The organism is Olsenella sp. AGMB03486 (assembly GCF_040884255.1).
In the GTDB taxonomy this organism is placed as follows: Bacteria; Actinomycetota; Coriobacteriia; order Coriobacteriales; family Atopobiaceae; genus Olsenella_L; species Olsenella_L kribbiana.
This window is the reverse complement of the sequence record NZ_JBEVTM010000003.1, coordinates 95,733-108,216: the sequence shown is the minus strand read 5'-3', so window position 1 is coordinate 108,216 and position 12,484 is coordinate 95,733. Positions and strand designations below refer to the sequence as shown.

The window sequence follows — 12,484 nt, the reverse complement described above, 5'->3', positions numbered from 1 at the left end:
GGCAATCCCTCAAGACAGGAGATGCAGAACCATGCAGCTCATCGACTTCAACAGCAGCAGGAAGATCCTGAAGTTCTATGGTGGCAATGCCGGACGAAAGATCTGCATCGAAGGGCCCGATGGCGAGCCATGGATGCTCAAATTCCCGGAGAGCACAGCCGGCATGCGTGGCCGCGTGGCGTCCTACACGACGAGCCCGCTTTCGGAATGGCTCGGATCGCACATATACGAGGAGCAGGGTCTGCCCGTCCACAAGACGCTCCTCGGCTTCCGAGAAGGCAAGATCGTCTGCGCCTGCAAGGACTTCACGTACCCCGACAAGACGCTCACGACCTTCCATGATCTCAAGAACTCGCTTTCAGATGACCTGGAAGGCATGTATGCGAACCGCCCTTCCGATGGACGCAGCCTCTACCTCGCAGACATCCTCTCTGCAATCGAGGATTCCAGTGCATCCATAGATTCCGGCCTCCTGCGGGAACGCTTCTGGGACATGTTCATCATCGACACCTTCATCGGAAACGCAGACCGCAACAACGAGAACTGGGGCGTCCTCAGCAGGAACGGAGCCATAACCGGTCTAGCACCGGTCTACGACAACGGCAATTCCTTCTTCAGCAAGAGAAGGGAATCCGTCCTGGAAAGACGGTCCAAGAGCCAGGAATCCCTCATCCAGGATGCTGTGGGCGGAGCCCAGTCCTGCTACCTAAAGGATGACGGGCATCATATAAACCCGCTCAAATACATAACCAGCCTCGCCGACGAACAGTGCAATGCAGCGCTGCTGCGCTTCATGGAACGTCTCGACATGAATCAAATACGCGGGCTCATCGAGGGGCTTCCGGAGGAGTTCCTCAACTTCACGGTCATGCCGGAAGCTGCGAAGGAGTTCCATATCGGCGTGCTCGAGCAGCGGATCGAGAGGTACTACAGCCCTGCAGCAGCCGAGCTCTGCCGAAGGCACGAGGACATCTCCGGCCGCGATGCAGAAGAGGATTCACGGCAGGAAGATGAGGACCAGGAGCGCCCGGAAGACCCATCATGAGCACTGCTCTCCGAGAAGCACAGCAACATTGATACCAAGACAAGAGGGGGCAGGGAGCTTCAGGCTCCCTGCCCCCTCTCTGACATGCATCGAAGATAGATGCTAGCGCTTCCTGAACTTCATGGCCAGATAGCCCGCTACGGATGCTGCCGCCACTGCAAGGCCTACCGCTGCAGCCCTGAGCATCCCCGCGCTTCCCGTCTGGGGCATCACGGCGAGCGGCGTGTTCACGAAGGTGGACGATCCGGAGGACGTGACCTTGCAGACGAGATGCCCCGCACCGTCGTCGGCCACCTCGACCTTCTCGGTCAGGACATGCGCGTCGTACTTCACGTCCGTGCGCGTGCCCTTCACCTCGCGGATGGTATAGACATGCGTCCCGGTGTCGTCTGCCGTGGAGTCCTTCCTGTAGGAGATGGGGGAGAAGGAGACCTTACCGTCAGATCCGCTCACCGCCGTGGAGACCACCTTTCCCGACGAGTCCAGGAGCTCGAAGGACCAGCCGGAGGCCTCGAGGCCAGTCACCTGCTTCGTGGCCGCAAAGGAGACATTGCCCTCTGCATGGTAGGAGTTCGTGACCGTCGCAGTCTTCGTTGCATTCGACTCTATGGTGCCTTCCGTGCCGTCGGAGGACACGTATGCATAGCCGGCAGGGAGCGCCTTCTCGGAGACCGTATAGACCGTGCCGCGCGGCAGGCCGTCGATCCTCACGCTCTGCGCCGCCGTGAACCGGAACGTATAGACGCCGTCGGAAGCGGACCTCGTGGCCGGTGTCCCCTTCCCCGAAGCGTCGAGCACGGCAGCAGAGATGGACGTGACGGGCTTGCCCTCTGCGTCAACCAGACGGGCCTCGAACGTGAACGCCGCAGATGCGCCGGATGTGCCCTGGACGACCTTCCTCAGCACGAGCGAGCCCGGCCTGTGCGTGTTGTCGAAGACCACGCCGGAGGCATCGGTTGTAACCGTAGTATTCAGGACCTTTTCGTTCGCTGAGTTCACGCCTTCTGTGACCTTGACCGTCACCGTCTCGACATGGCTGTCGTAGGCAAGGGACGTGTCGCTGCCCCTCACTTCGCTCACCGTGTAGACATGCGTTCCGGTGTCATCCACACCGGCTGCTGCATCCTTCTCGTACTCAATCGTCCTGAACTCGACGATTCCGCCGTCCGCGCTCCTCTGCGTATCGATGACCTTGCCGGACCTGTCCTTCAACTGGAACGTATAGGACGTACCGTCCTCAGGCCGGGAGCCGTCCACGGTCTTGTAGGCGACAATGTTTGCGCTGCCTCTGAGGTCCTCTTCTGTATACGGCCTGTTCTTGAACCACGCCAGCAAGGTCCTGCGCGATGCGATCTGTCCCACCGTGCCGGAGGAATCGATGAGCGTCCAGCCATCGGGCGGCTGCTCCTCGACCGTGTACGTCGTCCCTGCGGGAAAGCCGTTGATATGGGCCGTCTCGCCGGCATGGATTCTCACGTAGAAGGTGCCGGAAGACATGGCGACAGAGGTGTCGATCGGCTTCCACTGTGCATACAGCGTGGCGGTCTTTCCGGCCGGAGCAAGATCCTTGACGGCAGCTCCGTCCGCGATCTTGGTCCCGGTGCCTTCTTGGTTGCCGTTGCATCGGAGGCGTTCCTGTCGTCGCTAATTGCGTAGCAGGCTGTCCGCCTGTGGACGCAGCAGCTTTATGGTCGTGAGTTGAGCTTCGAGAATCGGGACTATAGCTGTTCATGGCATGGGTGTAGCAATATACGGTCGTCCGGCTATTCGTCATGCTGTCAGAATCTGGAATGAGCTTTCCGATAACATCGAGAGCCTGCAGTCTGCCGTACGTATTGAGGAAGTATCCGGGCAGCTTGCATCCAGGACGGGTTGTGCTTGCCGCTCCTTCCTTTGCATCTGGGGCTGCGGAGCTGTCCTCATCTTGGTAGCTTTTTATCTGAAGTTGCCGGCAGCGTTTCTGGAAAGCAGAACCAATGCGCGGATGAAGTCCTCGGAGACGAGGTCTACCATCTTCTCGAAGGCGGCTGAGGCTTCATGGCGGTACTCGGTCAGCGGCTCCCTCTGCGCATAGCTCCTCAGCGTGATTCCCGAACGCAGGTAGTCGAGATCGGCAAGGTGCTCCTGCCAGCGGATATCGATACCGCCGAGCATGGCACGGCGGGCCAGATCCTGGAAGACGCCTTCAGGATAGGCGGCCTTTCCTTCATCGATGATCCCGGAGAGGGCATCATGGAAATCATGGACCAGCACCCGGGAATCCTTCCCTGCGTCCGGTGCGTATGCGGGAAGGAAGGCCTGCATGTACGCCGCTCCATCGGAGAAGCTGCTTTCCAGCGCTGCTTTTGCCTTCGAGCATGCATGCTGCAGGGATGCCTCGATGAGCGGGTCCATCCTGCAGCCGTCGAGGATCTCGTTCCTGCGTGCATAGATGGCCTTGCGCTGGGCATCGAGGACATCGTCGTAGTCGAGCGTCTTCCTGCGCTCTTCCCGTGCATCCTGCTCGGCCTGTATCTGTGCGTTCTCTATGAGCTGCTCTGCAGACCTGCTCCCGAGCGGGCCGACCGTGCACTGGAGGCGCCTATGCGACCTGAACCAGCGTGCCGTCTCCTTCGGGGCATGGAGCCGCATGAGGTCGTCCTCGAGGGAGCAGAAGAACACCGTCTCTCCGACATCACCCTGGCGCCCTGCACGCCCGCGCAGCTGGTCATCGACGCGCCTGCTCTCCGAATGGGATGCCCCGATGACACAGAGACCGCCTGCACGGCGCACATCTCTGCCGCGCTCGCGGCAGAGGAATGCCGCCTGTCTCCGTGCACGATCTTCGAATTCCTGCGGCATGTGCTCTCTGGGCATCCCTGTCCTGCGGATCAACGTCTCTGCTTCGGCCTCTGCATTGCCGCCGAGGAGGATGTCGGTGCCACGCCCTGCCATGTTCGTAGCTATGGTGACAGCTCCCGGCTTTCCGGCTCCGGCGATGATGGCCGCCTCTGCCGCATCGTTCTTCGCGTTGAGGGTGGCGTGCACGACATGGCGGCTGTCGAGGATGCCGGAAAGGGTCTCGGAGTCGAGGACAGAGTTCGTGCCGACAAGGACCGGCTGGCCTTTCGCGTGATGGCGTTCCACCTCATCGGCGACGGCCTGCCACTTTGCCGACTCTGAAGCAAAGACAACGTCCTTGCGGTCATGGCGCTGGACGGGGCGGTTGGCCGGTATTGCCTGCACGGGCATGTGGTAGGTCGCACGCAGCTCGGAATCCACGGAAAGGGCCGTGCCTGTCATGCCGGAAAGCTTGTCGTAGAGGCGGAAGTAGTTCTGGAGCGTGACGAAGGCAAGGGTCCTGTTCTCGGGGTGCACCTTCACGCCCTCCTTTGCCTCCAGCGCCTGGTGCAGCCCATCGGCATAGCGCCTCCCTTCGAGGATTCGTCCCGTGAACTCGTCGATGATCTTCACCTCGCCTGCAACCACGGCATAGTCCTTGTCGCGCTCGAAGAGATATTCGGCCCTCAGGGCCTGAAGGAGCAGGCTGGTGCTCCTGGGGTCCGGAGCGTCGAAGAGCCCCGGTGTGCCGAGACGCCCCTCGATCTTCGAGAGCCCGGCATCTGTCGCCATGACCGTGCGCTGCGGCCTGTCGAGCTCGTAGTCCTCGTCCTCATCGAGGTCCCTTACCGCCTCGGCGAAGCGGCCGTAGAGGGAAGATTCGTCCTCTGCGGGCGACGAGATGATGAGAGGCGTCCTTGCCTCGTCGATAAGGACGGAATCAGCTTCATCGACGATGGCAAAGCGGTGGCCGCGCTGCACTCGGTCGCGCCTGTGGAGGACCATGTTGTCGCGCAGGTAGTCGAAGCCGAACTCCGCGTTCGTCCCGTAGGTCACATCGCACCGATAGGCCTTCTGCCGCGCGGCGCTGTCCATGCCGCTCCTCACGAGGCCGCAGGAAAGCCCAAGGAATCCAAGGACGCTGCCGACCTCCTCTGCATCGCGTCCGGCAAGGTATTCGTTCACGGTCACGACATGGACCCCTCTGCCTTCGAGCGCATTGAGATAGGCTGCAAGGAGGGCCACGAGCGTCTTGCCTTCGCCTGTCCTCATCTCTGCCACGCAGCCATCGTTCAGGACAAGGCCACCCATGAGCTGCACGATGTAGTGCCTCTTGCCAAGGACCCTGAAGGACGCCTCGCGTGCTGCCGCGAAGGCATCGGGCAGGATGTCCTCCAGCGTCTGTCCGCCTGCGAGACGCGCTTTCAACTGTCCCGTCATGCTCCTGAGATCGCAATCGTCCATGGCTTCGTATCTCGGGGAAAGCCCATCTATCTCCACAGCCTTCCGCTGGTATGTCCTGAGCTGGCTTTCGGACCCGGCCGAGAGCGCGAGATCGAGAACCTTGGGCATTGAAATCCTTCCTCTGGGCTTTCCCTGCCTATAAGCTTACCTGCAGGCCATCGTACTTGGCAGACATTCGCAGGAATGGGTCCTTTTCGTTCCCGATCGTGAAAGAAGACGACTCTTTTCTCTGAGCTTGGCACTATGCAAGGGGAGAAGCCTCCTGTGCATGCAGGCTGCATGTCGAGGGTCCATGTTGTTTAACGATGCTTGAGGTATCTAGGATAGGCTTTGGGTAAGGACCAGAGAGTGCCCTGAGCAGAGTAGCTACCGAGGAGGAGTCGTGCCCAGAGATTTCGAGGACCCCAATACGTTTGGTCTCAGCGCCGCCGAAGTGGAGGAGCGCCGGCAGAAAGGCCTCGTCAATGCAAATGCCGATGTAAAGACGAAATCGATTCCCCAGATTGTCGCGGAGCACACCTTCACGCTCTTCAACGGCGTCAATGCCGTGCTGGCGCTGCTTGTATTCCTGACCGGGCAGTACCGCAACATGCTCTTCATGGTGATCGTGCTGGCGAACCTCTTCATCGGTATCGTCCAGGAGATCCGCGCAAAGCTCACGGTCGACCGTCTGACGCTTCTGACTGCAACGGATGCTCTTGTCATCCGTGACGGGGAGAAGCAGAAGGTTTCTGTTTCCGATATCGTCCAGGACGATATCATCTGCCTCGCGCATGGTGACCAGGTGCCGGCAGATGCCACGATTGTCCGAGGCTCCGTCTCCATGAACGAGAGCCTGCTTACGGGAGAATCCGATGCCGTGCACAAGGGGCCGGGAGATGAGATACTCTCCGGCAGCTTCGTCGACTCCGGATCTCTCATGGCAAGAGTCACGCGTGTCGGCGCTGCGTCCTATGCTGCCAAGATCAATGCAGAAGCGAAGTATGTGAAGCAGGCGAAGTCCGAGATCCAGGACTCGCTTCGGATGGTCGTCGAGTTCTCGACGATCCTCATGCCGTTCCTCGGAGGCGGCCTCTTCCTGAGGAGCGTCTTTGCAGAAGGCATGAGCTGGGAAGCTGCCATCCTCTCTGTCGTGGCAGCGCTTGTCTCGATGATTCCGCAGGGCCTTATGCTCCTGACGTCGACGGTCCTGGCTATCGCGACGACGAGGCTTGGCGCCAAGAATGTGCTCGTGCAGCAGAGCTACTGCGTCGAGACGCTTGCACGTGTCGATACGATCTGCCTCGACAAGACCGGCACCATCACTTCAGGCAGGATGGAGCTCATGGGGCTCCTGCCGCTTGGCGGACATGACGTGTCCGAGGTGCGCCAGGCGGTGCTTGCCATCACAGGAGCCGCATCTGACGATGCGAACGAGACGGCAGCTGCACTTCTGCGTGCCGCGGAAGGCTGGACTGAAGAGGCGGGTGCAGTCTCACGTGTCATCCCGTTCTCGTCCGCCCGCAAGTACTCGGGATGCGTGCTCGAGGATGGGCGCTCTCTTGCTCTGGGCGCAGGCCAGTTCGTGATGGGGGAGCGCTATGCTGCGCTTTCCCGTGATGTGGCGACCTTCGGCCTGCTTGCCCGTGTGCTCGTCGTCGGTTCCTGTGGAGGCTTCGACGAAGAAGGAAAGATCGAAGGCTCATTCGAGCCTTGGGGCCTCGTGGCGCTGCGCGATGAGATCAGGCCGACAGCTCAAGAGACGATCTCCTATTTCCGCCGCGAAGGCGTCGATGTACGCGTGATCTCGGGTGACGATCCACGTACTGTCTCTGCCATCGCATCTGCCGTTGGTGTTCCCCATGCAGAAAGATATATAGATGCCTCGACGATCCAGACCGAAGAGGAGCTCGTGCATGCAGTCGAGACAAAGAAGATATTTGGCCGCGTGACGCCGCAGCAGAAGCGCGAGATTGTCCGCATCCTCGAGTCGCATGGCCACACGGTCGCAATGACAGGCGACGGCGTGAACGATGTCCTGGCCCTGCGCGAGGCAGACTGCTCGGTGGCTATGGCATCAGGATCGGCGGCAGCAAGGAATGTCGCCGAGATCGTGCTTGCCGACAACGACTTCGCCCATATGCCCGAGGTCGTGGCAGAAGGCAGGCGCTCCATCAACAATCTGCAGCGCTCGGCCTCCCTCTTCCTTGTGAAGACGGGCTTTGCCATCGCCCTCTGCTTCATCTGCATCTTCTTCCCGCCATTCCCGTTCCTGCCGATCCAGGAATCCTTCTTCTCGGGCCTCATCATCGGCTATCCGTCGTTCGTGCTCGCGCTCGAGCCGAACCATGAGAGGCTGCATGGCGACTTCCTGACGAACGTGCTTGCCCGTTCGCTCCCTGGATCTATCGCGATCGTCTTCATCATCGCTGTCACGATGATGATGGAGCCTCTGATGGGATGGGACTTCGTCCAGACCTCGACTCTGTGCCTGCTTCTCGTCTGCATGGTCGGCGTCGGCCTCATCTGGCGCATCTCGCGTCCGCTCACGCCGCTGCGCTGCGCCCTTATCGCCTCCATCATCATTGCAATCGCTGGCGGGTCATTGCTATTCGGAAACTTTTTCATGATCGAGCCGCTCACGCCCTGGATGGTCGTGTACCTTTTCAGTGCAGGAGCGCTGGCACTCGTTCTCTTTGCCCTCCTGTACCGCCGTTTCGATAAAAGCATCGAACATGAAGGACGTCTTGCATACGTCGTGAAGAAGGCCGAGGTCGCATATGCTCAGCACAGAAGCCGTGTCAGAAGCCGTACGAGAGGCTAGGAAGCCCAAGCAGATCGAGGCAGGTGGCATCTCGCGGGCTGCGACCATCGTGTCGAAGATTCCTGGTGCCGAGAGGCTGCCCCGTGCGCTTCTGATCCTCCTCGAGAATGTCGTGCGCCGTGCCAAGACGGATGAGGAAGCCATGCTCATGTGTGCCCGCATCCTCGAGGCAGGGGAGAAGGGTGCCCAGGGCAAGGAGATCGAGTTCATGCCATCAAGGGTCCTCTTCCAGGACTTCACGGGCGTGCCGGTCTTCGTCGACTTCGCTGCCATGCGCGATGCGATGGCGGCACGTGGCGGCGATCCCGAGAAGGTGAACCCCCATATCCCCACGACCCTCATCATCGACCACTCCGTGATTGCAGAAGAGGCAGGCTGCGCAGGCGCACGCGCCGAGAACGAGCGCATCGAGGCAGAGCGCAACCGCGAACGCTTCGCCTTCCTGAAGTGGGCAAGCCGCTCCTTCGAGAATGTGAAGGTCGTCCCTCCTGCAGAGGGCATCTGCCACCAGCTCAACATGGAGCGCTTCTCGAAGGTCGTCGGCACCGATGCGCTCTGGCAGGGCGAGGGGGAGATGGCGTGCTTCGACACGCTTGTCGGCACGGACTCCCACACGACCACGGTCAATGGCATCGGCTGCATGGGCTGGGGCGTCGGCGGCATCGAGGCAGAGGCGGCAGCGCTTGGCCAGTCGATCACGATGCTCGTGCCTGAAGTCGTCGAGCTCAGGCTCGAGGGCAAGCTGCGCGATGGCATCTCCGGCATGGACTGTGCACTTACGGTCTGCGAGCTGCTCCGCAAGGCACAGGTCGTCGGCTCCCTCGTCGAGGTCACAGGACCGGGCGTGGCCGAGCTCACAGCAACGCAGCGTGCCTGCATCGCGAACATGACGCCGGAGTACGGCGCGACCACGACGCTCTTCCCGGCGGATGCCCAGACATTCAAATATCTGGCGCTCACCGGACGCGACCCTGAAGAGATCGCCTTCATCGAGGCATACCTGCGCGAGCAGGGCATGCTCGGCGAGCGCGACGCCCACTACGCACGCACCTATACGCTCGACCTCTCGACCGTCGAGCCCTGCCTGGCAGGACCTTCACGCCCCCATCGCCGCGTTGCAGTTCCGGGGCTCAAGGCCCGCTTCGAGGAGTCGTCTGCCGAGCATGGCCACAAGCCCGAGACGGGGAAGATGGCGCTCCAGTTCGGCGACAGGACGTGCGAGCTCGACCATGGCGCGCTTGCGATCGCTGCCATCACGAGCTGCACGACGGCAACCGATCCTGCCATGATGGTGGCAGCAGGCCTTGTCGCGAAGAAAGCCACGGATTTCGGCCTTGAGCCCAAGCCCTGGGTCAAGAAGATCATGGCTCCGGGCAGCCATGCGACGCTCGAAATCCTGAAGCGTGCGCACCTCACAGCACCACTCGAGAAGCTTGGCTTCTTCACCTGCGGCTTTGGCTGCATGAGCTGCATCGGCAACTCCGGAAGCATTGCACCTGCCCTTCATGAGCATGCAGACGATCTCGAGCTCACGAGCATCCTTTCGGGCAACAGGAACTTCGATGGCCGCATCTCGCCCGATGTCGCACAGAACTATCTTGCAGAGCCTGCGCTCGTCGTTGCCTACTCGCTTGTCGGCACGCTCGACACCGATCTCTCTGAGGAGCCGGTGGGTACCGGCAAGGACGGCAAGCCTGTCATGCTCTCCGACCTTCTGCCTACCGATGAAGAGATCCGCGATGTGCTTGCAAAGGTGCTCACGAGAGACCTCTACGAGGAGGCGGCCGAGGGCCTCTTCGAAGGCTCGGACGCATGGAAGGCCATTCCTGCATCTTTCTCTGCAACCTATGCCTGGGACGAGAACTCGACCTATGTGCGCCGCCCGCCCTACTTCGAGGATGCAAAGCACGAGACAGTGCGCGCGGTGAAGGACGCACGCGTGCTGGCACTCCTGGGCGACTTCGTGACGACCGACCACATCTCTCCTGCCGGCACGATTGCCGAAGGCTCTCCTGCCGCCCGCTATCTCACGGAGCACGGCGTGCCCGAGAACGAGTGGAACACCTACGGCACGAGGCGCGGCAACCATGAGGTGATGATGAGAGGCACGTTCGCGAACGTGAAGCTCGAGAATGCCCTTGCCCAGGGCAGGCAGGGCGGCTACACCTATGACTTCGAGCGCGATGAGGTCACGAGCATCTACGATGCCGCTATGGACTACAAGGCACAGCACGAGGACGAGGTCGTTGTCGCCGGAAAGATGTATGGCTCCGGCTCGAGCCGTGACTGGGCAGGCAAGGGCCCGGCACTCCTCGGCGTCAAGGCCGTCCTCGCAGAGAGCTTCGAGCGCATCCATCGCTCGAACCTCATCGGAATGGGCATCGTGCCGCTCCAGTTCGAGGACGGTGTCTCAGCAGGCATGCTAGGCCTCGACGGCACGGAGCGCATCACGGTCGAGCCGATCGACTTCTCGAAGGGGCTTCCGGAGCCAAAGATGGTTGCTGTAAGCGCTGTCAAGCCATCCGGCGAGAAGATCGATTTCCGTGCGCTCGTGCGTGTCGATACGCCGAGCGAGGGTGCCTACATTTCAGAAGGCGGAATTCTGCCTTATGTTCTTGGACAACTTGTGTGACATGGTCCCATCTTCGGGGAGAGTGCTACAGTCTCGCTTCAGCATATGAATCGTGATTTGGAGGATTGCTTGATCTGCCCATTCTGCGGAACGCATATCGAAGACGGTCTGGATGTCTGCCCAGCCTGCCATGCCGATCTGACGGCTGTGGCACATGTATCCCATCCGGACCGGCGCTATTGCGCGAGCTGCGGCGCCCTCATCCCCGAAGGAGCCGATGTCTGTCCTCAGTGCGGCATGCCCTGTATCGCAGATGAGACGGATGCAGATGACGGCGAGGAAGTCACCTGCGAAGGTGCTCACGTGAAGGAAGCGCCTGAGACCCCGCGCATCATCTCTGCCATCCCTACGGCAGATGGACCGTTCTCTGCGACGTCTGCCAATGAGCGCCTGCCAAGGAGGCGTGTCTTCACGCTTGCGTTTGTCGCAGCGCTTGTCTTCGTGGGCGGCGGCATCCTCGCAATCACGCAGCCCTGGAACCCGAATGCCTACTCCATCAAGGCCACGACCGCAGCTGATACGTCGAAGGCAGGCTACCCGGGCGAGATCGACAAGCTTGCAGGACAGGATACGGGCATCGATACCTCCGATGTGGAGTCCGGAGACGCCCAGACCTATGAAGCCATCTCGGGCTACTGGGAGCAGCTCGGAGACATCAGGAAGAGCCTCGAGGAGAGCGAGACCGCACTCAAGGCAGATGTCCAGGATTCCTCGAAGGACATCTCGACCGACTACCAGACGGCAAAGCAGAATGCCCTGGATCTTTCGAACCTCATCTCCGATATCGGGGACGTGGATGTGAGCACGGGCACGTACGCCGACGATGTCACGAATCTCCAGACCTTGGGCTCGTGGCTCAGGAACTGGTCCGATGGCCTTATGGAGGCCTGGGACAGGGCGCAGTCCGGCTCGTACAAATCTGCCGACACGATCCTCGCTCCGCTCTCTTCAAGCGAGAGCACGGATGGCTCGAACTCCTATGCGCAGCTCTTCGATCAGAGCTATGACAGATGGCAGCCGCAGGAGAAATAGCTTTCATTTCCCCGCAATGTCTCTGCCGAATGTGTGAAAGACGCGCCGTGCTGGTACTATCAGAAGATGGAAGAATTGTATGAAGGTGCCACAGGGCCGGGGAGGTTCAGATGGGCTTTTTCAATAGGAACAGCGTCTATGTCCCGAAGCGCGAGCTCAAGGGAACGGAAGTTGCTGTATTCAAGACCAGCAAGGGCACGATCAAGGTGCGTCTCGACTGCAAGGGTGCACCCATCCATTGCGCCAATTTCTGCGAGCTTGCAGAGAAGGGGTTCTACGACGGAACGAAGTTCCACCGCTATGTGCCGGACTTCGTGATCCAGGGCGGAGACCCCAATACGAGGAACATGAGCTCTGCCGATGTGGCAGCAGGCAAGCCCGGACCTGATGGCATGCCGGGCACGGGCGGCCCTGGCTACAGCATCAAGCACGAGTGGGATGTGAATCCGCGCAACAGCCATGAGGATGGCGCGCTTGCAATGGCACGCTCGCAGATGCCCGATTCGGCTGGATCGCAGTTCTATTTCTGCCTTGGCCCGCAGCATTTCCTCGACCCGAACTACACGGTCTTCGGCCAGACGATCGAGGGCCTCGACGTCGAGAAGAGCCTGAGGGCAGGAGACGTGCTCGAGTCTGTGAGCATCGTCGACGAATAAGGGCACGCTTAGCAGCACCTGGAGGTGTGACG

Annotated in this window: 7 protein-coding genes; 5 read left to right on the top strand and 2 right to left on the bottom strand. The window is 60.7% G+C overall.

Translation table 11 applies throughout. The features are described from left to right. The first annotated feature begins 31 nt into the window (after positions 1 to 31). A complete protein-coding gene (locus tag ABVS03_RS02420) occupies positions 32 to 1,045 on the top strand; it encodes a HipA domain-containing protein (RefSeq protein ID WP_368017877.1) in 1,014 nt (337 codons plus the stop codon). 102 nt (positions 1,046 to 1,147) lie between these two features. Here ABVS03_RS02420 and ABVS03_RS02415 read toward each other — a convergent pair whose 3' ends face one another. Next, on the bottom strand, positions 1,148 to 2,542 hold the full coding sequence (locus ABVS03_RS02415; RefSeq protein ID WP_368017876.1) for an FctA domain-containing protein: 1,395 nt from the start codon (positions 2,540 to 2,542) through the stop codon (positions 1,148 to 1,150). A 438-nt stretch (positions 2,543 to 2,980) separates the two neighbouring features. After that, complete coding sequence (gene secA, locus ABVS03_RS02410; protein ID WP_368017875.1) at positions 2,981 to 5,437, bottom strand: preprotein translocase subunit SecA; 2,457 nt, start codon at positions 5,435 to 5,437, stop codon at positions 2,981 to 2,983. Between the two features lie 274 nt (positions 5,438 to 5,711). Between secA and ABVS03_RS02405 the strand changes: the two genes are divergently transcribed. The 4 genes from ABVS03_RS02405 (at position 5,712) to ABVS03_RS02390 (ending at position 12,452) form a co-directional block, all read left to right on the top strand. Further along, positions 5,712 to 8,132 carry an HAD-IC family P-type ATPase gene (locus ABVS03_RS02405; RefSeq protein ID WP_368017874.1) on the top strand — a complete coding sequence of 807 codons (2,421 nt, stop codon included), beginning with the start codon at positions 5,712 to 5,714 and terminating at the stop codon, positions 8,130 to 8,132. Then, complete coding sequence (gene acnA, locus ABVS03_RS02400; protein WP_368017873.1) at positions 8,089 to 10,764, top strand: aconitate hydratase AcnA; 2,676 nt, start codon at positions 8,089 to 8,091, stop codon at positions 10,762 to 10,764. Before ABVS03_RS02405 ends, acnA begins: the two co-directional genes overlap by 44 nt. A gap of 69 nt (positions 10,765 to 10,833) precedes the next feature. Then, positions 10,834 to 11,796 (top strand): zinc ribbon domain-containing protein, encoded by a 963-nt coding sequence (locus ABVS03_RS02395; RefSeq protein ID WP_368017872.1) that lies wholly within the window; start codon positions 10,834 to 10,836, stop codon positions 11,794 to 11,796. A 110-nt stretch (positions 11,797 to 11,906) separates the two neighbouring features. Beyond that, on the top strand, positions 11,907 to 12,452 hold the full coding sequence (locus ABVS03_RS02390) for a peptidylprolyl isomerase (protein WP_330971965.1): 546 nt from the start codon (positions 11,907 to 11,909) through the stop codon (positions 12,450 to 12,452). The last annotated feature ends 32 nt before the right edge of the window (positions 12,453 to 12,484 follow it).

Excerpts from the sequence above, each read along its gene's own strand:
- ABVS03_RS02420 (WP_368017877.1), top strand. The coding sequence starts at position 32 with ATGCAGCTCATCGACTTCAACAGCAGCAGGAAGATCCTGAAGTTCTAT.
- ABVS03_RS02415 (WP_368017876.1), bottom strand. The coding sequence starts at position 2,542 with ATGTCTTCCGGCACCTTCTACGTGAGAATCCATGCCGGCGAGACGGCC.
- secA (WP_368017875.1), bottom strand. The coding sequence starts at position 5,437 with ATGCCCAAGGTTCTCGATCTCGCGCTCTCGGCCGGGTCCGAAAGCCAG.
- acnA (WP_368017873.1), top strand. The coding sequence starts at position 8,089 with ATGCTCAGCACAGAAGCCGTGTCAGAAGCCGTACGAGAGGCTAGGAAG.
- ABVS03_RS02390 (WP_330971965.1), top strand. The coding sequence starts at position 11,907 with ATGGGCTTTTTCAATAGGAACAGCGTCTATGTCCCGAAGCGCGAGCTC.